This window comes from Paenibacillus sp. SORGH_AS_0306 (assembly GCF_030819345.1).
Classification (GTDB): domain Bacteria; phylum Bacillota; class Bacilli; order Paenibacillales; family Paenibacillaceae; genus Saccharibacillus; species Saccharibacillus kyungheensis.
Map to the genome: position 1 here is coordinate 4,893,621 of NZ_JAUTBP010000001.1, position 21,373 is coordinate 4,914,993.

At 35.9% G+C, this 21,373-nt stretch carries 27 protein-coding genes and 1 pseudogene; 23 read left to right on the forward strand and 5 right to left on the reverse strand.

The genetic code is table 11. The features are described 5' to 3' along the window. Positions 1-115 precede the first annotated feature (115 nt). From QE450_RS21715 to QE450_RS21790, 16 genes and pseudogenes are all read left to right on the forward strand, one after another. Positions 116-418, forward strand: coding sequence for a hypothetical protein (locus QE450_RS21715; protein WP_307302062.1), 303 nt, complete (start codon positions 116-118; stop codon positions 416-418). A gap of 58 nt (positions 419-476) precedes the next feature. Continuing rightward, complete coding sequence (locus tag QE450_RS21720; RefSeq protein ID WP_307302064.1) at positions 477-794, forward strand: hypothetical protein; 318 nt, start codon at positions 477-479, stop codon at positions 792-794. 219 nt (positions 795-1,013) lie between these two features. Next, on the forward strand, positions 1,014-1,190 hold the full coding sequence (locus QE450_RS21725; RefSeq protein ID WP_307302066.1) for a hypothetical protein: 177 nt from the start codon (positions 1,014-1,016) through the stop codon (positions 1,188-1,190). Positions 1,191-1,379: 189 nt separating this feature from the next. Continuing rightward, a complete protein-coding gene (locus QE450_RS21730) occupies positions 1,380-1,703 on the forward strand; it encodes a hypothetical protein (RefSeq protein ID WP_307302068.1) in 324 nt (107 codons plus the stop codon). A gap of 71 nt (positions 1,704-1,774) precedes the next feature. Continuing rightward, positions 1,775-2,077 (forward strand): hypothetical protein, encoded by a 303-nt coding sequence (locus QE450_RS21735; protein WP_307302070.1) that lies wholly within the window; start codon positions 1,775-1,777, stop codon positions 2,075-2,077. Between the two features lie 50 nt (positions 2,078-2,127). Next, on the forward strand, positions 2,128-2,424 hold the full coding sequence (locus QE450_RS21740) for a hypothetical protein (RefSeq protein ID WP_307302072.1): 297 nt from the start codon (positions 2,128-2,130) through the stop codon (positions 2,422-2,424). A gap of 139 nt (positions 2,425-2,563) precedes the next feature. Further along, positions 2,564-2,977: pseudogene (locus QE450_RS21745) on the forward strand (Imm7 family immunity protein). A gap of 70 nt (positions 2,978-3,047) precedes the next feature. Beyond that, positions 3,048-3,404 carry a hypothetical protein gene (locus QE450_RS21750; protein ID WP_307302074.1) on the forward strand — a complete coding sequence of 119 codons (357 nt, stop codon included), beginning with the start codon at positions 3,048-3,050 and terminating at the stop codon, positions 3,402-3,404. Positions 3,405-3,655: 251 nt separating this feature from the next. Next, positions 3,656-3,901: a DUF1871 domain-containing protein gene (locus QE450_RS21755; RefSeq protein WP_307302076.1), complete on the forward strand. Its 246-nt coding sequence runs from the start codon at positions 3,656-3,658 to the stop codon at positions 3,899-3,901. Between the two features lie 168 nt (positions 3,902-4,069). Beyond that, on the forward strand, positions 4,070-4,435 hold the full coding sequence (locus QE450_RS21760; RefSeq protein ID WP_307302079.1) for a hypothetical protein: 366 nt from the start codon (positions 4,070-4,072) through the stop codon (positions 4,433-4,435). A 59-nt stretch (positions 4,436-4,494) separates the two neighbouring features. Continuing rightward, entirely contained in the window at positions 4,495-4,815 is a 321-nt protein-coding gene (locus QE450_RS21765) for a hypothetical protein (RefSeq protein ID WP_307302081.1), read from the forward strand. A gap of 17 nt (positions 4,816-4,832) precedes the next feature. After that, a complete protein-coding gene (locus QE450_RS21770; RefSeq protein ID WP_307302083.1) occupies positions 4,833-5,165 on the forward strand; it encodes a hypothetical protein in 333 nt (110 codons plus the stop codon). Between the two features lie 12 nt (positions 5,166-5,177). After that, positions 5,178-5,573 carry a barstar family protein gene (locus tag QE450_RS21775; protein ID WP_307302087.1) on the forward strand — a complete coding sequence of 132 codons (396 nt, stop codon included), beginning with the start codon at positions 5,178-5,180 and terminating at the stop codon, positions 5,571-5,573. Between the two features lie 70 nt (positions 5,574-5,643). Continuing rightward, positions 5,644-5,901: an Imm32 family immunity protein gene (locus tag QE450_RS21780; RefSeq protein ID WP_307302089.1), complete on the forward strand. Its 258-nt coding sequence runs from the start codon at positions 5,644-5,646 to the stop codon at positions 5,899-5,901. 75 nt (positions 5,902-5,976) lie between these two features. After that, positions 5,977-6,483 carry a hypothetical protein gene (locus tag QE450_RS21785; protein WP_307302091.1) on the forward strand — a complete coding sequence of 169 codons (507 nt, stop codon included), beginning with the start codon at positions 5,977-5,979 and terminating at the stop codon, positions 6,481-6,483. A gap of 78 nt (positions 6,484-6,561) precedes the next feature. Continuing rightward, on the forward strand, positions 6,562-7,167 hold the full coding sequence (locus QE450_RS21790) for a hypothetical protein (RefSeq protein ID WP_307302093.1): 606 nt from the start codon (positions 6,562-6,564) through the stop codon (positions 7,165-7,167). Positions 7,168-7,262: 95 nt separating this feature from the next. Here the strand turns inward: QE450_RS21790 and QE450_RS21795 are convergent, their stop codons facing one another. Both QE450_RS21795 and QE450_RS21800 read right to left on the reverse strand, forming a co-directional pair. Then, the gene (locus QE450_RS21795) at positions 7,263-7,715 is read right to left on the reverse strand and encodes a GNAT family N-acetyltransferase (protein ID WP_307302793.1); all 453 of its coding nucleotides are present in this window, start codon (positions 7,713-7,715) and stop codon (positions 7,263-7,265) included. A gap of 190 nt (positions 7,716-7,905) precedes the next feature. After that, positions 7,906-9,699, reverse strand: coding sequence for an ABC transporter substrate-binding protein (locus QE450_RS21800; RefSeq protein ID WP_307302095.1), 1,794 nt, complete (start codon positions 9,697-9,699; stop codon positions 7,906-7,908). Positions 9,700-9,853: 154 nt separating this feature from the next. Here QE450_RS21800 and QE450_RS21805 point away from each other — a divergent pair, with 154 nt between their 5' ends. Further along, entirely contained in the window at positions 9,854-10,576 is a 723-nt protein-coding gene (locus QE450_RS21805) for a hypothetical protein (protein WP_307302096.1), read from the forward strand. Positions 10,577-10,638: 62 nt separating this feature from the next. On the opposite strand, the gene QE450_RS21810 is transcribed toward QE450_RS21805, so the two are convergent. Then, entirely contained in the window at positions 10,639-12,237 is a 1,599-nt protein-coding gene (locus tag QE450_RS21810; RefSeq protein WP_307302099.1) for a peptide ABC transporter substrate-binding protein, read from the reverse strand. 206 nt (positions 12,238-12,443) lie between these two features. Between QE450_RS21810 and QE450_RS21815 the strand changes: the two genes are divergently transcribed. Both QE450_RS21815 and QE450_RS21820 read left to right on the forward strand, forming a co-directional pair. After that, entirely contained in the window at positions 12,444-13,424 is a 981-nt protein-coding gene (locus tag QE450_RS21815) for a magnesium transporter CorA family protein (protein ID WP_273614531.1), read from the forward strand. A gap of 41 nt (positions 13,425-13,465) precedes the next feature. Beyond that, complete coding sequence (locus QE450_RS21820) at positions 13,466-13,885, forward strand: universal stress protein (protein ID WP_273614532.1); 420 nt, start codon at positions 13,466-13,468, stop codon at positions 13,883-13,885. 157 nt (positions 13,886-14,042) lie between these two features. On the opposite strand, the gene QE450_RS21825 is transcribed toward QE450_RS21820, so the two are convergent. Further along, positions 14,043-14,600, reverse strand: coding sequence for a hypothetical protein (locus QE450_RS21825; protein ID WP_307302101.1), 558 nt, complete (start codon positions 14,598-14,600; stop codon positions 14,043-14,045). Positions 14,601-14,959: 359 nt separating this feature from the next. Here QE450_RS21825 and QE450_RS21830 point away from each other — a divergent pair, with 359 nt between their 5' ends. Both QE450_RS21830 and QE450_RS21835 read left to right on the forward strand, forming a co-directional pair. After that, positions 14,960-17,677 (forward strand): copper amine oxidase N-terminal domain-containing protein, encoded by a 2,718-nt coding sequence (locus tag QE450_RS21830; RefSeq protein WP_307302103.1) that lies wholly within the window; start codon positions 14,960-14,962, stop codon positions 17,675-17,677. A gap of 206 nt (positions 17,678-17,883) precedes the next feature. Then, positions 17,884-18,861 (forward strand): aldo/keto reductase, encoded by a 978-nt coding sequence (locus QE450_RS21835; protein ID WP_307302106.1) that lies wholly within the window; start codon positions 17,884-17,886, stop codon positions 18,859-18,861. An 82-nt stretch (positions 18,862-18,943) separates the two neighbouring features. On the opposite strand, the gene QE450_RS21840 is transcribed toward QE450_RS21835, so the two are convergent. Then, positions 18,944-20,020: a GGDEF domain-containing protein gene (locus tag QE450_RS21840; RefSeq protein WP_273614536.1), complete on the reverse strand. Its 1,077-nt coding sequence runs from the start codon at positions 20,018-20,020 to the stop codon at positions 18,944-18,946. Between the two features lie 141 nt (positions 20,021-20,161). Between QE450_RS21840 and QE450_RS21845 the strand changes: the two genes are divergently transcribed. Together QE450_RS21845 and QE450_RS21850 are read left to right on the forward strand one after the other, a co-directional pair. Beyond that, on the forward strand, positions 20,162-20,713 hold the full coding sequence (locus tag QE450_RS21845) for a DUF6985 domain-containing protein (protein ID WP_274171207.1): 552 nt from the start codon (positions 20,162-20,164) through the stop codon (positions 20,711-20,713). A 367-nt stretch (positions 20,714-21,080) separates the two neighbouring features. Continuing rightward, entirely contained in the window at positions 21,081-21,281 is a 201-nt protein-coding gene (locus QE450_RS21850; protein WP_069329657.1) for a cold-shock protein, read from the forward strand. Positions 21,282-21,373: the final 92 nt, after the last annotated feature.

Consider the following 21,373-nt stretch of genomic DNA (forward strand, 5'->3'; position numbering starts at 1 on the left):
ATAAATTGATTAAGTATGTGGAGATAAATTAATAAATATTTGTGCCAAGAAATTAATAACATAAATAGGATCTACAAATGAATAGTGCTAACGTTTAAAATAGAGGAGTTTTAACATGTTAGAAACTTTTGATTTTAGAGATGGAAAAGTTAATTTTAATTATTTTAGGAAAATAGATTATAATTGTTCTCCGCAAGAAAATGATTATTTTCTTAGTGAAGATATGTTATCTCTATCATATGCTGATAATAAGTATATTATTGATATAGGTTGGTATGATAGCAACCAAAGTTTTGTGATTAGTTTAATAAAAGATGATGATTGGGAATTTCCTCAAAAAAAAGAAAAGGTTAGAAATAAAGAAAAAATAGAAGAAGTGTTAACAAAATTTATAGAGTTAGTTTATGAAAATATATAAATTTATTTTTATGAAATAATGTATTTCTTAAGAAAAATGACATAAGGAATGAAAACCAATGTTTACAATAATTTTAGCTGTAGAAGATAATAAAATATTAGAATCTATCTCAAGACCCCATAATCAAGAGTATCTAATTCAGCATTCAGAGGATTATCCAATACTTAAAGAATTATGTATTGATGATTATGATGTATTCAATGAAAAGGATACAGACCAGCTAATATTTGAACTTAATAAAATCAAAGAAAACGTAGGAGACATAGAAGATTTAAAACATATTGATGAAATTATTGGATTAGCTGAAAAGTGCAGATTTATAAAGGGAAGTGTAATTGCCTTTAATCCATTCAACGCATCGTTACTAGGAGAATAATTTTTTAGGAAAAGCTTGTTCTTTTGATTAAGAAATAAACTAGTTATAATAGGCTAAAGAAAGACCTTGAACTCCAGCTTAAAGCAAATAGATATTATAATCCTATAACCTAATTATCTTAAGCGTAGCTATCTTCTATAAAAAATGATGAAGATCGCTATTTTTATAATAAATACCTACATAATTGACTATTAAAATTAAAGAGGGACAACTGACAAAATGATTACTAAACAAAAGTTTATTGAGAAAAATAGTAAAAGTGCTTATAGTTCATTGATTGATTTTTTGCATTTAGAAGTTACTGAAGATTCGTTTAACTGGATCTACGAATTTCTAAGTGTTAAAAACTTTCGTAATGGAGAATACGAGGGGACACAGTATATCCTCAAAAATTGAATCCAGACGAAATTGTTATTGTTGATACAGTTGCAGAAGAATTCAGTAAAGATTTATCTACAACTTATTTTCAATTAAATGTAGAAGAGATGTTATATATTATGGATGAAATAGATAAGTGGAAAACAGGGTTTTAACATAAAGTAGTTTTATTGTACGACAAAATAAGAAAAGGAGAACAAGAATAACATGAATTTCAAAAAAAAGGATTTTATGCTAAAGAATACTCAACGTTCATGGGAAGTATTGATTGATTTTTTACATATAGAAATCAAAGAAGAGAATTTTAAAACAATATATACTTTTTTAAAAGTAGGAAACTTTAGACAAGGGGAATATGAAGGCAATAAGTATGTTTTAAAAAAATTATATTCTGATGAAGTAATGATTATTGACCTTGCAATAGAAGAAAAGGATAATAATTCTTCCCCACCACCATTTTGTCTAACCGTAAATGAAATGGTGACTATTATGGATAACATTGATGAGTGGAGAAAGTACAAAATAGAGTAGAGAACTTGCAGATATCCGAGAAATTAATTAAAGTGATAGATCTTAATAATTCTAAAATATGGAGATAATACATGTTTACAATTATATGGGAATCAAAAGATGATGAGGTTTTATATGAACTTTCTCATCCCAATAACGAAAGTTATCTTATACAAAATCCAAATGACTATAAAATACTCGGGGAATTTTGCATCGATGATTATGATGTATTTTCCAGTATACAAATGGACGCTATTATTTTAGAGTTAGAACAATTAAAAAAGGAACTTTTAACTAAAGATGATGTGTATCATATTAATGAAATTATTGATTTGGCTAATAAATGTAAGAATCTTCCGGATAGTCGACTTATTTTTACGCCTTTTCAAAAGTGAGATCGTTTACATTATCTAACTCAGCAATGTTGAGCTATGGAGAGGGATACATGATTACAATTATATTAGAATCTAAAACAGCAGACAGAATTGCAAAAGTCTCACAACTGAATAATGAAGTTTATTTATTACAAAATAAATCGGATTATAAAATCCTAAGTGAATTGTCGACTGTTGATTATGATGCTTTTGCTAGAGAAGACATGAAGCAATTGATTATAGAACTAGAGATGTTAAAAGAAGATCTTTATGATGAAAAAGATCTGCATCATATTAATGAAATTATTGAATTGGCTGATAAATGCATTAGTATTCCCGATAGCTATCTTATATTTACCCCTTTCTGAAATGCAGTTCTTATAAAAAGAAAATATTAAAAAATCAGATTGAACTTAGCTATGTTCTGTTAACTACATAAGAATACAGTTACTTTTTTATTGAACATCTATATAGCCAATCACCACTAAAATAAGAGAGGTAATACATATGTATCAATATCATGGTTGGGCAGTACTTTCTATAAGTGTAGATGATAAGAGCAATCATATAGAAGATTCTAAAATGTTACTCCAAGTACAAAATTATATTTCTAAGCTGAAAGATAATATTGATATTATTGAGGTTAAAGCTATAAATGAACAGCATCATTTTTTAATGACTGGATTTTCTAATCACAAAATCATAAGTGAATATAATCCTATAAATATTTTTAGACATATAGGTATATTAGCTTCTGGTTGATATGGGATATTATATGTTTATGATGATGAAGATTTAGAATATTTTAACGAGTTTCGAGTGTACGTTCTGACAAGAGGAGACATTTCTGAAAAATCTGATACATATTTATCACCTTTGATTCCAACAGTAGCAAATAAGTCCAAATTCGAGATTGAGTGAATATTACTAAATAAAACGATGAATAGGTATACGTTATTTATAGTGATAAGAAAATTGAGGTGATTTACTTTTGGTAAAACCTAATCTATTTTGTAAAGTTTTTATTGATACAGAAATACACCAAGATGAATTATTACATCTGATTAATAGTGAGATATCAGGAGAAGTGAATAAGTTGGAGATCACTAACTCAACTTTAATAATTGAAATAAGAAAGAACGTTGAATTTGATAGTGTAAGAAGTGAAAATCTATCGGATGGTTTTTTGTTTTATAAATATTATTTAGAAATAGAACCATTTTCTGAAGTAGTAGAAAGAGACTATATAAAAGCAGTAGCAGATTTGTTAAAGAAACTATGGGAATCAAACATAGGAACAGTTGCAGCTTGCGACTTTGAAGATTTATTACCTAGAAATAGCAGATAATTTTTTTGGAATTTTATCTATAACCATAACTCTAGAGCAGATAGGTCTTATAATAGGATTCTAAGAAATGCAAAAACGAAATTTTGATTACTATTAACCAAGTAGCTCACTCGAAAATATATAAAAAAATAGATTAATTGCGATTTATTTTGACCTGAAGTTAGTCTCTGAAATTGTCTATTATTTGTTTCAAAGTAAGCAATTAATAGCTATAGTACAAAGATTATATAGTAAATAAAGGAGATATGAAGTTGAGCATAAAAAAAATAATCAACGAATGGGATCCGATTGGACTACTTCCCTATACTCCAGCCGATGAGTATGAGAAAGAAGTAGAACTAATTGAGAGCTATCTGTGTAATACTAATCCTATTACTAGAGATAGCTTAGGTAATGAGATACTTCATTTATTTAGCAGAAGATTTGGAAGTGTTTTTGAAGAGAATATAGCTACTTGCATAGAAATAGCGAAAAAAATTCTTGAAGAACATAAATAAATTTTTAAGTGAAGGAGTATACTATGAAAAAATTGATCTCAAAAGAAGAACTTATTGAAAGAAATAATGAATTTTTATACATTATGGATCATATAGATTATTGGAGAAAAAATAGATAAACGATTTGAAGAGACGAGATCAGCAGCGCCTCAAGGGAGAAGATATGGGATGGAACAAGTGACAGACTACTATCTCGGATTTGAAGGAGAACCTGAAATACGTTTGATGTACTCCAGTTCAGATAACACTAGATTTTCAATTAGAATATGGGAAGGCTATTTTGATACTATGATGTCTTATATTCAGCCTATTGCTAATGGAGAAAAAGGATTATTTTACTATTATGATACGCATACCGGTTGGTACGATCATTCTCCTTGGAAGCTCCTGGATATTTCAGGCGTTATTAATGAATTACAAAGTATAGACAAAACACGTTTAGATCAAACATGTTTAGACATTTTAAGTGATATGTATAACTTAGCTTTACAAGCAAAAAAAGAAGAAACGTATATTTGGATTACATATGATTAGTAAATCTATACATTGTTATCGATCTGATTTTGAAAATATTCTAAAAAGGTGAACACAATATGTCATCAATAAAAATTTATGTTGAAGATGATTCGGAGTTAGCAAATTTTGAAGCGTTAAATAAAGGTTTTTGGTCAGATGTGTATGTAGAAATAGGACAACTTAGATATAAATTAGCTGTTCACGATATCATTAGACTACAGCAGGATGTTCAATCAGAATACGAGAATTATGGATATTACGAGGTCTATCCAAATTTAATTATTGTAAAAGAAGTAACCATAGAAGAAATAACACAAACAGTAACTCATTTATATCAAGGTCACTTTTTTGAACACTTAAAACCAATAAACTCGATCGTGCTATGTACAGATAACTAAAATAAAAGGAGAAACATATGAAAAAGAAAATCACTAAAGAAGAATTCATTAAGCAAAAAGGTGAACTTGCCTATGATGCAATGACAGATTTTTTAAATCTTGAAATCGATGATGATTTTATTGAAGTAATGTATTCTTTTTTGAGTGTTGCGAATTTTCGGGCGGGAGAATATGAAGGAAATCAATATCTTTTGAGAAAATTAAATGCACAAGAAGTTGAAATCATTGATATTGGATCAGAAGGGTTTGTTGAAGAAGAAAAGTTATTCAGATTTAATATAAGTGTAGCTGAGTTTTTATATATTTTAGACGAAATTGATGAATGGAGAAAAGATTTCTGGAAAAATTGAAGGGAGGACAATATGGAAGATATTTATCATGTAGAGTTAACTGATATGCAAAAGATAAAGAATACATTTGCAAAGAATGAATCTCTTTATATTGCTGAGATCGATGGCAAAGAAATTCAGAGCTTAACTGATTATTTGACTCAAATGTACGATATATTTCAATTTCCTATTCCATCTCTCGGTCTGGATGGATACAACGATTGGATGAGAGATTTAGATTGGCTTAATAAAGAAGGTTATGTATTAATTATTTATCATTTTGATGATTTGTTAAAACAAGAGCTACTTATAAAAGAACAAATCATCAATAATTTTCAAGATACTATATTACCTTTCTGGCGATATGAAATCACAACAACAGTGGTAGGTGGAAAAGCGAAACCATTTAAGATCTATTTTGTGAATTGATATATTGACTTTAGATATAAAATTGTAAATTATTTTTGAAGACATACCTCAGTGAAAGGAGAATTATAAGGTGGAAATAAAGGTTACGATTCCAGATTATTCATCTATCAATGGATTGCAATTAGATTGGGAGGAAGATTTTGAGATCTTTTCTAGCGTAGAAAACGATATCGTTACGATCAGAGCTAATTCAGCAGGTCTGATTTCACTTGCCAAACACTTACTAATCTTAGCCCAAGTAGAAGTGCCAACAGGAAGCCATATTCACTTAGATGAATTGAATTCGTTAGAAACAGACTCAGCAGAAATAATCTTAGAGAAAATATAACTTCAACTGATTTTACACTATAGAATAAGCTTTGTTACAGTGTAGAAATATCAAAACAAGTGCGATCTCACTATATTGCAGTTTTTTAAAAATAATACATTTCGATTAATTGAGGTGAATATTACGTTTACATATAAACGAACAAATAAAATTATTGAAGGGACACTGATCTACCGAAAAGAAGATCATTCGTTTGACTTTGAGCCAATGAGGAGTAGCGATTTTACTATACTTATTGGATATTTAAATATTACATTCGATTCTCATACTAGAGCAGCACGTCAGATATGGGGATTGAATTCTTATGACTCATGGCAACATAAAACTTTACAAAAACCCGTGTCTTTTAAAGGCGATCTATTATTAGACGCTTCAATAAAGATAGAATCAGGAGAAGCTGAAAGAATTATTGAAGTGGATACCTGGTCTACTTTTTACGATAAGCAGTCTGGTTGGATTTGTATAGGTCATCCTGAGTACCATCTTGCAGAAATAGCGATCGAATTTGCTTCTTCTACTATAGCTATTTTAGAAAACTATACCTTGAAAGCTATCTGGCTGAAGCCTCATTTTGTAACTTAAAATAGAGTACAACGAATAGAGATCATATTGTTAACCAATGATTTGAATATCTTAACTAAAATACTAGGAGGAATTGAATTGAGAAAAAGTAGCTTGATGTATTTTATACTGCCTGCACTTTTACTAAGCGGCTGGGGGGATTCTAATCCGTTAATATTGGAGCAAATGCCTACATTACATAAATCTGCTATACAATCCAACGAGGAAAATAAGCAAATCGTACCTGTTGGAAATCAGTCGCCTTCTTTTGTGCAAAAATATTTGTTTGGTGATTGGAAAGTTAAAAAAATTGTGAAATCTGCTTGGATTACGACTATTTCTGAATCAGCAGCAAAGAAATTAGTAGGTACCCAATTCACATTTGGTGCGCAATGGATTAAATCGGATAGTAAGGCTTTAAAGCCTATGTTGATCCAAGAAGATAAAGGAACCACACCACGCTTATCTAATCCTACATATTCTCAAACCTCGATCAGTAAAGCAGAATTTGAGACCGATAACGATATGGCACAATTTAAAGAACTTGGATTTACCCATAATTCGATTAACATGATCGAAATATATACAGACAAAAATTACGAAAACCAATGGAGTCTAGGTTATATCTATCTCGATCCATTAGCCCCCAAACGATTGATTATTACTAGCAATGGATACTACTTTGAATTACAAAAAATAAAATAATACTAAACAAACAACATAATCAAAAAGATATCAAAGTCTCCACACCAAAAAGAGATAGATTCATTTATATGAACCTATCTCTTTTTGCTTTTACTTTACACCAAGTGCTTATAATACAAATTGGTAGCATCTAATCCACCATCGTCAGACTTAGCGTAGTTCGGAATTTGTCCGGCTTGGATATAGCCTAGTGACTGATAAAGAAGATTGGAAGGATCTCCATCTCGGGTATCCAGTACAAGTAGAATACGGTTTTCTTCTGTTGCTTTGTGTTCGATATGTTCCATCAGGTGGCGAGCAATACCATGACGGCGGTAATTCAGGTGCACCATAAGCTTAGCCACTTCAGCCCGGTGATCTCCATTGGGCTTAGTACATAGATGTAATTGAATTGTACCGGCAATAATGTTGTTGATTTTGGCAACATACAATAATGTTCCTGGTTGTAGCACCTGTCCCCAGTAAGCCTTAGCTTCTGCGTGATCCATAGGGGGAAGAAAACCGATAGATGCGCCTGCATCTACAATCTGTACCAGCATATCCGACATTTCATCCAGATACGGTTCGATATGTTGTACTTGTTCGATAACAACTGTCTGTAGCAAGGGAGCACCTCCATATATAAGTCAGTAATACTATAGGTTTTATTGTATCGTCTCACCTTTATTGTAAAAATAGTAAAGTGGAAGCGAAATATTTCTACTTTTCGTATCGAATCGGTTTTCTTTTTTTAGACGATTAGGTGTCTTGAAACCACAGCGTAGCAAAGTCTACCCATCCTTTAGGATTTACGTGTACTCCGCGCAATGATGGATGATAGATTGTACTGGCTGTGCGTACCACTAGAAAGGCACTGGTACAGGATTCCTGTAGTAACTGATTAACAGCAACAGACCATTGTACAATAGCGTCTTGTGCAGAAGAAGCAAGCATATGTTGAGTGAGTTGATCTAATTGATCGATCGTCTGGGCAGGAAGGGAGTGTCTGATAAAGTTACGATCGGATTGGACATGTTCTAGTAGTGCAATTGGATTGTCGCTAACCATCGCTTCGAATAATATAAGGTCTGCTTGTTCCATCGTGTCCGGTTGTATCGTCTCCGCCCATGTTACAATATGCACCTGTATAACGATCCCAAATGTCTGATATTGTTGTTGAAGCCAGTACGCATCTGTAGCATGACGGGCAAACGTATACAAATGCAGTGCTTCTCCAGCATAAGAAGTTTGCTGTAACTGCGCTACTATATCTTCTGTCATGATATGATATGGTGCTTGCTCTGCTAACGATTCTGCTTGAATATGTAATCCAGATGCAGGGCACAGATATGTTGATCCCAGTTCGCGTACCATTCGTAGACGGTCGATGCCCTGTACTAACACTTCACGGAATCTGGGATCTTGCAAAATAGTATCTTTTCGCAGATTAAAGGTAAGTGTCGATACCCCTGTGACCGTTTGTGTTAAAGGCATTTCCAGATCGGCAGGAATAGGAAATTCTCCTGTCACTACAGTCAATACACCAGGGCTAGTCCCAAAGCAAGCTTCTGCTTCGTTCTCAGGTACAATAATAATCTCAATCTGATCGATATGACCTCTATATCCAAAATAAGATGGAAATAATGTCAGCGTACATTTTCCAGTATGATGAGATACTACCTGATAAGGCCCTGAACCGATCGGCAATGTATGTTGTGGATGGGTTGAAAGCTCGGATGCAGGAGAGATCGAAGCAGCACTATGACTAAGATAGAAAAGAAATAGCGCATTCGGTCGGCGTAGTATTATCTGTATTTGATAAGGATGTATCACTTGCATATAGTCGATATCTTGAACTAACCAGTGATGAACAACAGACGGATCTTGTAATCGGGTAAAGCTAGCATATACATCTTGCGCAGTTAACTCTTGTCCATGGTGAAAAGTAATTCCTTTATGAAGATAAAATGTCCAACAAGTAGCATCTTCGTTAACTTCCCAGTGATGAGCGATGTCTTTGGTAAATGTCTGTTGCAAGTGATTGTATTGCACTAATCGACTGTAGATTTGATGCACTAGATGCGTATCGAAAGCATACAAAGCGTTAGCTGGCTCTAGCGATACAATCGGTCGATAAATCGGCAACCGCAATGTCTCGATCACCCGATCTTGTCCAACCTGTTGGGTACTATATCCGAAATAAGTCATAAGCCATTCTAGAAATAACGGGCGTACAATAGCGAGTGTCTCATGGGCTTGAAGCCAAGCAAAAGCACTATGCACATCTCCTTGGAGAACTCGCTCTTTGGCTTCATCTAATAATGCAGTCGTCACCGGATGCAAAAAAGTTAGCTTAGACGTATTTCCACGACCTCGACCCGAGCGAAATTCGATCCAACACGCTTGTTCCATTTTGGTAATAATTAATTTGGCATTACGAGGTGTGCAAAATAAAGCTTGTGCTAATTGATCCATCGTAATATGAAAAGATTGTTGATCTGCATACTGTTGAAAAGCGAATCTGAGCTGTACATAATCTTCGGCTATTCGCAAAATCGCTCTCTCCTTTACACTATCCAAAGCACACCATGAATAAGTTCTACTGTAAAACATAGTAGCAGAAAAGCAAAAGTAAAGAAAAGTGATCGCTCATAAACAAAATAGATATAATAGATAGTGTATATTGACTGGAAATGGAGATACATACATGTGGATTGCATTGCTAGTAACAGGAATAGTTTATCTAGGCTACTGGTTCGTTCAGCGTATGAAGAGCAAGCGATGGAATACACCGATAAAAGTGATTATCGGATTGGATACACCGCCACCTGCTACCTTTTTTGTCAAAGAAGCCAAGCAACAGGAAGGGATCGACTTTTATCATAAAGCCACATGGTTACGTGTGAAAAGTAACGATTCGATCGCGGTTCAAGTGGAAATCGACCGTATTCTAGCACAGATGGATCGCTTTGCTCCATCCCGGCAATCCGTCAGTGAAAAATGGGTGTTTACGACAGTCGAAGAGTGGATACTGGTAAGCAGTTATGATCTGCCTTCTCCTGAAGATTATCAGGGATCGCAACAACTGGAACAACTATTACAATTGCTAAGCAGTAGATTTGGCGAAGTTCATTATTTTGCTCATTACCAGACCGTTCATTATTACGCATGGGCCAAAGCAATCAATGGGCATTTAATTCGTGCATACGCATACATAAGTACAAAAGAAGATCCTCTCTGGGAAGAAGGTAGATTAACTCCTGAAGAAATACAGTTAGATTTGGATTTTCGAGATACAGGACGAATCGTGGAGTGGGAAGATAGTATAGAGGAAGAACAAAGCCATACACCTGATGAACATTCGGTAAAATTGATCGCTGCTGCATGGCGAGCTACAAGTGAACAGTCTACTTTTGAGCCGAAAGGTTGATAGATATAGATCAAAAAGCACAACTGCGCTACATATGGCAGTTGTGCTTTTTGAATAAGACATTACTTTTTATATCCGTATACAAAGTGAATAGCACCGGAGTAATCTACATATACATCATGTACATTCGACTTTTGCAGAAAATACGTATTAAAATAATAAAGAGGGATAGCAACCATCTGATCGGTAAGCATTTTTTCAGCGGCACGATATTCTTTCATACGAGCTTTGGCATCAGTTAAGTTGTATGCTTTTGTAATATGAGCATCATAGATAGCATTTTTCCAACCTGATGTATTTTCACTGTTCCAGGAAGTAAATAATTCTAGAAAAGCAGCAGGATCGTTATAATCGGCTGACCACCCACTGCGTGCAATCTGATAGTTTTTCTTTTGCTTGTCTTGTAATAATGTATAGAAATTCTCAACTTTCACTTTGATCGTTACACCCAGATTTCTTTTCCACATATCTGTAATCTGATTAGCGACATATTGATTGCCTTCACCATTAGTAATTAACGTGATCGATGGCAGAGAAGTGATATGTTCTTCTTTCATTCCTTTTTTCAATAATTGACGGGCGATTTTAGCGCTAGTCTCAAAGTTCGTTACTGGATATTCTTTACGGAATGTAGAAGTAGCTCCTTTGATTACAGGTGGTACAAATCCATAAGCAGATTTGGGACTAATTAACGAAGAACGTTCGATCGACATCGCAAACGCTTTACGGATATTGATATTGTTAAACGGCTTTTTCGTCACATTAAAAGTATAATAATAGAGCGATGCTGTGTTTGGATAGACTGTTTCTTTTCTCATGGTGTTAGTCATTTTATAGGTTGGAATATTGCTTTCTGTGATGCCTGACCAATCAATGGCTCCTGATCGGTACATATTATTTTCTTTATCAGGATCATTGATAAAACGGATAAATACTTGATCAAAATGAACTTTTTCCGCTTGAGCATATTGAGGATTACGAGCTAATGTGATGGAGCGTCCTTTGGTCCAATTGTTAACGACAAAAGGGCCGTTACTTACAATAGATGATGCTTGGCTCCCCCAATGGGTAGAGGCTGTCATACTTGTAGCATGTACAGGGAAAAAGGCAGGAGACGATAATGTTTCGAGAAAGTAAGGCAACGGTTGTTGCAGAACGATTTGCAATGTATGATCGTCTAACGCTTGAAATCCTAATTGGCTAGCATCGGTAAGTGTACCTTTATAATAGTCTTGAGCATGAGCAATCGGAAATAACATAGAAGCTAATGGAGAACGGGTAGCAGGTGACAGTACTCGTTGCCATGCGTCGACAAATTCAGAAGCGACAAGTGGCTCACCGTTACTCCAGCGAGCATTGGCACGTAATGTAAATGTGTATGTTTTGCCATCCGGTGAAATGGTCCACGATTCCGCAACCCCTGGTTCTATCGCTCCATTCGGTTGGGTACGTACAAGCCCTTCGAAAATAGCTTCCACAATCGTACTGGTTGTGCTATCGCTAGACAATGCAGGATCAAGAGTAACCGGTTCCAAATACAGATTAAAACGAAACGTTTTGGCTGTAGTAGTAGCCGCTTGAGTGATGCTGGATGTACTTGTAACAAATAACAATACACTGGTAAATAAAATCAAAAAACGGGTTATGTAGGTACTTCTCATAAATAAATATATCCTCCTTAACAATAAGTACGTTCCTTCTAGTTATAGCATACTATTGTGTTAGATAGCATATCAATTCTATAATGTCCAACGATACGTTTACACATGTTTATCTATAAATATTCAAAAAAATTGTAATTCATGAACTATTGAAGTCGGGTAATATAATAATGTAAAGAAGTAAGAGTAAGGAGAGGCTAATAGTTATGAATAAGGTAGAAGTCATACAATCTGCACAGAGTGAATGGACATGGTATCGAATGAAAGATGTGAAGCTTCTTATGGAGCATCCTGATTTTGATGAACATTTGCAGAAATGGGCGCAGGAAAGCCTGATGTGTACGCACAATCGAATAGCTTCTATTTATTATAAAGAAAAAGACCAAAATTATATCAGTGGAACATTGGCGATTAATATGAATCCAGATCACTGGGAAGATATCAATATATTGCATTACTATATTGATGCGAATCGAATGATCACTATCGGCGATAATACATGGTTGTTACATGATATGAGTAATGAAGAATGGGATCAATATATTTTGGGCTGTGATTATCCAGTCGATGGATTTATGTTTGTCGTGAATGCGATTATTCGTGCATTTTTCGGGCGAATGGATGAGATTGAGATGCAATTGAAAGAGATCGAATTTAAAATGAAAGAAAATAACGGCGGGAAATTATTGCGGGAAATTGTAGATTTGCGTAATCAGATGACACGCTGGAACGTGCAGACAGTAGCACTGAAAGAAATCCGTTTTGCGATCGAAGAAGTATTCCCTGATCTTGTCAAAGACGCACAGACATTCCATACGTTAAAAGTAAGATTATCCCGTATTCAAATGCTTCAAACAGCCTATGAACATGAAATAGATACATTACTCAAAATCGATGATAACGTAGCAAATTACCGTTCTAATAATATTATGAAAACATTAACAGTCTTTACGGTATTACTAACACCGATGACCGCATTAGGTGCGATCTGGGGGATGAACTTTAAAAATATGCCGGAATTAGAATGGAAATGGGGTTATTTAGCTTCATTGATTTTGATCTTCGGACTGACTGGCTTAACGTACTGGTGGCTCAAACGTAAAGGACTGACTGGAGATATTTTGGATATGAATTTAGAACATCAATCCAAAAGTAAGCGTAAAAAGAATATTCCTCACAGCAAATAGATCACAAGATAACATCTCTTATATAGAAGGGAAGGTTGCTTATGTATCCAAAAATATTGTTGGCGGTAGATGGCTCCGAACACTCGTTACGAGCAACAACAGAAGCGATCAAGTTAGTATCATTACAACAGTCAGGTGAGATTGAAGTGGTATTTGTAGCAGATTTCGGCAAAAGTCGTGATGAAGTACTGCGCTATGGAGATATTGATGAATTAGAACTGTCCAGACGACAAAAATTATTTCCAATCGAAGAACTTCTGCAACAGCAACAAGCCGCATATGCGATAAAAATATTGCATGGAGAACCCGGACAAAGCCTAATCAGGCACGCTAACGATCATTCTTTTGATCTGGTCGTAATGGGAAGTAGAGGTCTGGGCTCTTTAAAAGAAATGGTACTCGGGAGCGTCAGCCACAAAGTAGCCCGTGGTGTCAAATGTCCTGTCCTGATCGTGAAATAAAATACAAAAACACGTATACATGCGGAGTCTATCCAAAATACTCCCATTTTGTATACGTGTTTTTGTGTTGTTTCTCAAGTTATATGAAGTGCTTTGCATCTTATCATCCTACATATATCTCTGAATTGTCATTTCTATCGTATGACACTACCTATTATCACTTAGGAACAGATACAGGAACATATTTAGCAACATCTACAGCAACCTGTTCCAGCTTCGCTTTACCCAGTAAATGATAAGGTGAAGAAATCGTTACATAACGATCATCTAGTTTGAATGTTAACATATCTACTTTATCCGGTTTGTACCATTTGGCTTTGACTTGATTAGAATTAGGAAGAATTACTGTAGTACCTTTGTAATCATAAGAATAATCACGTGGGGATACCGAAACAGTCATATATTTAAACAAAAAAGTTACTCCATCACCCACACCACTGACTTTTCGGAAAGCATCGCCTTTGATCATACGAGTAGGTACATAAGGAGTCTCAAATCCATCAAAACTGGCAAAAGCTTGAGTGATTTTTTTCAATTGAGCGGTAGAGTAATCCACATTAGTTACAGGATATTGCTTGTTAGTCGTCGTAGAGCTAGCAGTAGTTGTTTTGGCTTCAACGTTATCTGAATGAGTTGTAGCAGCGTGCGTGGTAGTTGCTCCTGTCAGAAGTACCCCTGCGATAACCGAAGTTGCGATCCATTTATGAATATTCATTATTGTACATCTCCTCTGGTGTGTTGTTGTCTTGCTTTTTATATTACACATCAAATGTATCTAACTTAAATACCAATTGTATCCAACTTGTAAATAATCACAGCTACTGAAGCAATCATTAAAAAACTGTTGCTAATTTATGACGAATCTTTGGTTGTTACTTTGAGGTAACGATGTTAACTTACATATAGTCGATAGATGGGCGCCTGAGAATCAATAGATCATCAGCAAAAGATTCCAAATAAATAAACAAGTATGGAAACTTTTCAGCTATGGTGTTCGTCTAATAGACAGGGAATAAAGGACAAGCTTGGCAGATAGCGTTTGGCACTATTTCGGGGGAACGAGGATGAATACAAATGAAAAAGAAGATTTGTTCAGCAGTATTAGTAACAGCATTGACGGTAAGCGGAGGTCTACATACACCATCCGTCAGCGCAGCAACACCGATTAAAATTACGATCGATGGAGTTCAGCTAACAACAGACCAGGCACCTGTAATGTCAGCTAACCGTACGATGGTTCCATTAAGAGGTGTTTTTGAAGCGCTAGACGCAAAAGTACTCTGGAAACAAAGCACCAAAACAGTAACAGCTACCAAAGATGGTACAACGATTGTGTTACCACTTGGTTCTAGAACAGCAACAATCAATGGCAAATCTGTTGTATTAGACGTACCTGCAAAGTCGATTAAAGGAAGAACAGTTGTCCCTTTACGCTTTGTCAGCGAAGCTTTAGGTGAAAAAGTAGGTTGGAACTCATCGACCAAGACAGTTAGCATTACAACCACTAACTCTACACCAACAACGCCTACCACACCAACGACTCCATCGACTTCGATCTCACCGGTACCTTATGTGAATACCAAAGTAGTCGGACAACAAGGAAATGGTAACGATCTAGAAATAAGCTTTCCAGCTTCTGCAAGCACAAAAGGAATCAGTCAGTACCGTATTCTAGTAGTCAAAGCCAATAGTAATACATTTAATATCAATACCGCACAAAATGTGCCAGCAGCGAATTATACAGCTATTCCGCAAGGCAGTAGCAATTATACAATCACATTAATGCCTCAAGCTCGTGATACAGACGGACAATTGATTCAGAAAAATGTAAATTACCGTGTCTACGTACTGGCAGTAGGGGCTACTGGATATAACAATGCTTTATCCGTAAGTTCACCGATTGTGTCTCTAGGTGTAGTCGCTACAGCTTCTGCTATAGCAATCGATGTCAAAGCAAGTGATGTCTCCGACAATGGCGATGGACGAGATTTCTCAGTGACATTTACCAAAGCAAGCGATGAAAGTAAATTAAGCAATTACCGCGTATTTGTTGTAAAAACGACAAGTGCAGGTAGCTTTAGTTCAACAGAAGCAGCAAAAGTTAGCAGTTCTAACTATACAACGATTAACAAAACAGGTTCCAATCCAACAACACGCTTAACGAATACTACGCGTGATACATCGGGTGAATTGATTACAACAGGAACAGCATATACCGTATTTGTAGTGTCAATCACAAGCAGTGGCGACAATATTGGTATATCTGCTGGTTCTAATTCATTAACATTAGGACGTACAGTTGAAGCTCCTTCGATCACTAAAGTAGAAGATGTGAGTAACTACGCAGATGGACGGGATATTCAAGTGACGTTTACCAAGTCTTCTGAAGAATCCAAAATTAGCGGGTATCGTGTATTCGTAGTGCGTAGCAAAGCATCAGGTGACTTTGATATTGCAACAGCTAACGGATTAGCATCAAGCCGTTATATCGATGTATCCAAAACAGGTAGCGATCGCACAGTTACGCTATCGACATCACTGAAAGACAGTGGCGGAGAAGCGATTGCTAATGATGTGCCTTATCGTATCTATGTGATGGCGCTTGGTTCAGGTTCGTATGCAAATAGCTTATCTTCTGCTTCTTCTACACTTACACTTCAGACAGGTACGCAATCGACAGGAAATGTGAGTGGAATAGCTGTTAGTGATATTAGCGACTACGGCGATGGACGCGATCTCCAAGTGACATTTAACAAAGCAAGTGATGAAGGATTAGTAAATAACTATCGTGTTATGGTTGTCAAATCAATCAATGCGAGCAAGTTCAATCTTTCTACAGCCAATAGTGTATCCAGCTCGAACTATTTACAAATTAGCAAAAATGGTTCCAATCGTACGGTAACGTTCAGTGCAGGTTCCAAAGATGTAAATGGTGATCTGATCAAAAATGGTACTAATTATCAAGTATTTGTTTTAACGACAGGTACAGGAAATGCTTCGGGCAACAATTCATTATCAGGCGCTTCGTCTGTTATTACATTAGCTGCCAATGGTGCGACATCAGCTGTTAATACCGTAGCAACAACGAATAGCAATTCAACAAGTACAGCATCTGATATTACGTTTAGTTTTGTACCGGCTAATGATACCGGTATTTCTGAATATCGTGTCTATGTGGTACGTGCCGATCAAGCAGGTTCATTTAATGTAAATACAGCAAATAATGTAGCTGGCGCAAATTATACACGCATTGCCAAAACAGCAACCAAAGTAACGCAAGCTTTAACAACGAGCACCAAAGATTATAACGGTAATGCGATTGTCAAAGATGTAGCTTATCGTGTGTATGTGTTAAGTGTAGCCGATGGTTCGGTTCGCTCAGTAAATACATTATCTGGAGCATCAAATGACTTTACGATCAAGACACCAACGGTAGCGCCGGTTACTAACCTGAATGCGACGGCAACCAATGGGGGAATCAAAGTAACTTTCTCCAAACCATCCGGTGAAACAGGTATTGCAAGCTATGCTGTGATGTTGGTACCGTCTGCAAGCTCAAGCAATTTCTCATTGGCAGATGCGAATCGTGTGAGTGAACGCAATTATGAGACAGTCACCAAAGGCGTATATAGCGAGTGGACATTTACAACAACAGATGTTGATATTAATGGCGCTGCTATCCGCTCAGGCGTTGCCTATAAAGCATTTGTATTATCTATTGCTGATGGACGTGTAGCAACCGTTAATGCTCTCTCTGTAGCTTCGAGAGAAGCTCAAATTATCGCTCAGTAATGCTAAGCGGTATCTATAAGTTCTTTTCTCAAGCAAGCTCTTATCGGTCTTTACTGGTAGAGCTTGCTTTTTGTTTACTGGTGATTCGAGCAAGAACATTTAGATTATTGACTCATTATGTCTATTTTTGGTTATGATAAGGAAGGAAGTATTGATTTTTTTACGAATCATATCTACTTGCCTCCGGGCGGAAAAGAGGGACATTAATGCAATATGTAAAATTAGGTCGTACCGGTCTCGATGTATCGCGAATTTGTTTGGGATGTATGAGTTATGGAATACCTGATCGTGGAGCACATCCATGGACATTAGATGAGCAGAGCAGTCGTCCTTTTATCAAGCAAGCTTTGGAAGCAGGTATTAACTTTTTTGATACAGCCAATGTCTATTCAGATGGAACCAGTGAAGAGATTGTAGGAAAAGCGCTCAAAGAGTATGCGAATCGTGATGAGATCGTTATCGCTACCAAAGTACATGGCAAAATGCATCAAGGTGCAAATGGTGGTGGGCTTTCACGCAAAGCGATTATGGCAGAGATCGATCATAGCCTACAGCGTCTAGGAACTGATTATGTAGATTTATACCAGATTCATCGCTGGGACCGGCATACACCGATAGAAGAAACATTAGAAGCTCTTCATGATGTAGTGAAAGCAGGTAAAGCTAGATATATCGGTGCTTCTTCGATGGCATCTTGGCAATTTATGAAAGCTTTAGATATCAGTAAGCAAAATGGATGGACACGCTTTGTATCTATGCAGAACTATGTTAATTTACTTTATCGGGAAGAAGAACGTGAGATGCTTCCTCTTTGTAAAGAAGAAGGGATTGGCGTGATTCCATGGAGCCCATTAGCACGCGGTCGATTAACTCGTGACTGGGAAGAAGAAACGTCACGTTCTGAAAGTGATAGCTTTGGTCAAAGTCTATATGCAGCTAGCGCTGAAGCAGATCGTAAAGTGGTAGAACGGGTAGCAGAGATTGCCTCTGAGCGTAATATTCCACGTGCACAGGTTGCACTGGCGTGGGTATTGCAAAAAGAACCAGTCACAGCACCAATCGTAGGAGCAACCAAGCTACATCATTTGCAAGATGCAGTTGCGGCTGTAGATCTTGTTCTAACTGAAAATGAAATCAAACGTCTAGAAGAGCCCTATATTCCGCATCCTGTAACAGGATTCTAAATAGGATATAAGCAAAACTCCAATCCTTAATATGTATAGGATTGGAGTTTTTGTTATTGTACTATACGTTATCGTAATAGAATTATCCTACATTACAAGCAGTCACTGTTTTGTTTTTACCTGTGCGTTTGGCTTGATAAAGATAATGATCGACCTGTTCAAATAACTGCTCTTTGGTCTGTTCAGAGCCATAGCTTTGCAGACCGATACTGACTGTAACAGACTTGCCATTCATTTCAGGATGTTGTAATTCAGCAACGCCATTACGTATACTTTCTACCAGAGCATAAGCTTCTTCAAATGTCTGATCAAATAAAAGCAACGCGAACTCTTCCCCACCATAACGGGCGGCAATATCGCTAGAAGACATATGTTGTTGAATCACTTGAGACACTTTCCCGAGAATAGTATCTCCTGCTTGATGACCATACGTATCATTAATAGCTTTGAAATCATCAATATCCAATAAAGCCAGATGAAGCTCGGCACCCTTACTAGCATAATCAAAAGCAGTATCATAATAATCATGAAAAGAAATTTGATTATATAGATTCGTCAGACCATCTGTTTTGGACAGTTTACTCATGATAGCATTTTTGACAATCAGATCTTGCTTCGCTAACATCGTGACCTGTAAATCGGTTAAAATTTCTATACCGCAAGCAACGATAATATGAGCAATACAGGTACTTACAATAATAAAAGCAATCACGGCAATCACATCAAAGGAAGATAGATAATTGCGGAAGTGTGAATCTGTCAGATACAATGAAGTAAATGCGATAAGTTGTAAGACTGAAGGAAGCCATAATAAACGACGTTTGAAAAATACTACAGCTGAAAGAATCGGCAACAAACATAGTGCGGTAATAATACGAATATCATAATTTAGATAAATAATCGTCCATGTGATCAGTGTACTTGCACTAAATAACACGTAAAAAGATAAATGATTCCAACGGACATACATCCATTTTGTGATCAAAGTAACGATGCTCATCCAAAGAGTAGGTAGAATTAGAATATAAATATAGAAATGAGAAGCACTATCGTCATAATCCAAAAATACAAAAGAACCCCACTGAGCAAAAAAGTGGACACTAATGACAATCCAGTATACTCTGAAAAATTGATGTATCCATTTGGACTGCTTATTCATAACATCACCATACAGCCTCAAGATTTAAAATGCGTAATCTTACACATTCATGTAAAGACAAGTATAAATCATTATAGGATCATAAGAAAAGACAAGCTTTACCAAAACAAAAAATATACGTATAGCAGGAGGTAGAATACGATGATCGATCCAAGCTGGTACACACAATTAACATTAGAAGATGATGCTTATGATGTGACTGAAGAAGTAACATTTGAAGGAGACTATACATTTCAACTGATGGGGCAACAGGTTGTGATGCAAGTAGAGTTTATTCAGGCGATTGATAATGAAGAAGAGATTGAACATCTGACGGCTCCTTCTATAGAACAACAACAGATCTGGGAGCATTATATCGAGCATAGCGAATATATTCAGCAGCATGTGTTACAGATCGTTTTTGAACATTATCAAAAGATTGAAGAGCGTTATCGTCAAGCATGGCAAATTGATCCGCAAGATCCTGCTACGATTCAAGAACGAGATCAATCAATTCCGTATATTACACAACCGGAGCAATTAAAAGCGTATATAACGTTACAAGGATTTCTGATCAAAGAAACTTCAGCGGAAGCGACGTACTATCTTAATTTTCACTGTACATGGGATACAGAACATGGATTAGGTGTCAAAGTAGTTGATCATCAACCGGTTCATGTGAGTACTTTTTATACAGCATACGATATCGATTAAACGGTAATTAACTAATAAAGTATACGCTTACATTTATTGTTTGAAAGCGATTCAGTTCTGTATGCTCTGGTATAAGTATAAAGTGAGCCTTATGACCTTAGCGATTGCTGACGAAAAATGTCACCACCTAAGATGAAAGATGCGGTTTAGCGAAATTACAAAAATTACCTGATAAAGACATTGTATTTATTCGTGTAATCGGTTATAATAAGAGTAACGAAAACGTGACTGGTACTCACATATTGTAGAGGGTTGTTATGTTAGAAGGCGAAGAGCCTTGTACAATATGTGATTATTCTATTTTATCGGATGTTAATCTTCTGAATAAAGAAGGTCATGTAAATTTAATTTCTTTGGAGGTACTACAATGCAAACAGGTACAGTAAAATGGTTTAACGCAGAAAAAGGATTTGGTTTTATCGAAGTTGAAGGCGGAAGCGACGTATTCGTTCACTTTTCTGCTATCACTGGCGACGGTTTCAAAACTTTGGACGAAGGTCAACGCGTAGAATTCAACGTTGTTGAAGGAAACCGTGGTCCACAAGCTGAGAACGTTGTAAAACTGTAATTCAGTTTATAAGACGCCCTTAACGTTAGTTAAGGGTGTTTTTTTATTCAAATATTTGTAACTTGTGCAAGAAACAAATAGATATTACTACT

Excerpts from the sequence above, each read along its gene's own strand:
- QE450_RS21715 (WP_307302062.1), top strand. The coding sequence starts at position 116 with ATGTTAGAAACTTTTGATTTTAGAGATGGAAAAGTTAATTTTAATTAT.
- QE450_RS21720 (WP_307302064.1), top strand. The coding sequence starts at position 477 with ATGTTTACAATAATTTTAGCTGTAGAAGATAATAAAATATTAGAATCT.
- QE450_RS21725 (WP_307302066.1), top strand. The coding sequence starts at position 1,014 with ATGATTACTAAACAAAAGTTTATTGAGAAAAATAGTAAAAGTGCTTAT.
- QE450_RS21730 (WP_307302068.1), top strand. The coding sequence starts at position 1,380 with ATGAATTTCAAAAAAAAGGATTTTATGCTAAAGAATACTCAACGTTCA.
- QE450_RS21735 (WP_307302070.1), top strand. The coding sequence starts at position 1,775 with ATGTTTACAATTATATGGGAATCAAAAGATGATGAGGTTTTATATGAA.
- QE450_RS21740 (WP_307302072.1), top strand. The coding sequence starts at position 2,128 with ATGATTACAATTATATTAGAATCTAAAACAGCAGACAGAATTGCAAAA.
- QE450_RS21760 (WP_307302079.1), top strand. The coding sequence starts at position 4,070 with ATGGAACAAGTGACAGACTACTATCTCGGATTTGAAGGAGAACCTGAA.
- QE450_RS21765 (WP_307302081.1), top strand. The coding sequence starts at position 4,495 with ATGTCATCAATAAAAATTTATGTTGAAGATGATTCGGAGTTAGCAAAT.
- QE450_RS21770 (WP_307302083.1), top strand. The coding sequence starts at position 4,833 with ATGAAAAAGAAAATCACTAAAGAAGAATTCATTAAGCAAAAAGGTGAA.
- QE450_RS21775 (WP_307302087.1), top strand. The coding sequence starts at position 5,178 with ATGGAAGATATTTATCATGTAGAGTTAACTGATATGCAAAAGATAAAG.
- QE450_RS21795 (WP_307302793.1), bottom strand. The coding sequence starts at position 7,715 with ATGTCGGATATGCTGGTACAGATTGTAGATGCAGGCGCATCTATCGGT.
- QE450_RS21805 (WP_307302096.1), top strand. The coding sequence starts at position 9,854 with ATGTGGATTGCATTGCTAGTAACAGGAATAGTTTATCTAGGCTACTGG.
- QE450_RS21810 (WP_307302099.1), bottom strand. The coding sequence starts at position 12,237 with ATGAGAAGTACCTACATAACCCGTTTTTTGATTTTATTTACCAGTGTA.
- QE450_RS21815 (WP_273614531.1), top strand. The coding sequence starts at position 12,444 with ATGAATAAGGTAGAAGTCATACAATCTGCACAGAGTGAATGGACATGG.
- QE450_RS21820 (WP_273614532.1), top strand. The coding sequence starts at position 13,466 with ATGTATCCAAAAATATTGTTGGCGGTAGATGGCTCCGAACACTCGTTA.
- QE450_RS21825 (WP_307302101.1), bottom strand. The coding sequence starts at position 14,600 with ATGAATATTCATAAATGGATCGCAACTTCGGTTATCGCAGGGGTACTT.
- QE450_RS21830 (WP_307302103.1), top strand. The coding sequence starts at position 14,960 with ATGAAAAAGAAGATTTGTTCAGCAGTATTAGTAACAGCATTGACGGTA.
- QE450_RS21835 (WP_307302106.1), top strand. The coding sequence starts at position 17,884 with ATGCAATATGTAAAATTAGGTCGTACCGGTCTCGATGTATCGCGAATT.
- QE450_RS21840 (WP_273614536.1), bottom strand. The coding sequence starts at position 20,020 with ATGAATAAGCAGTCCAAATGGATACATCAATTTTTCAGAGTATACTGG.
- QE450_RS21845 (WP_274171207.1), top strand. The coding sequence starts at position 20,162 with ATGATCGATCCAAGCTGGTACACACAATTAACATTAGAAGATGATGCT.
- QE450_RS21850 (WP_069329657.1), top strand. The coding sequence starts at position 21,081 with ATGCAAACAGGTACAGTAAAATGGTTTAACGCAGAAAAAGGATTTGGT.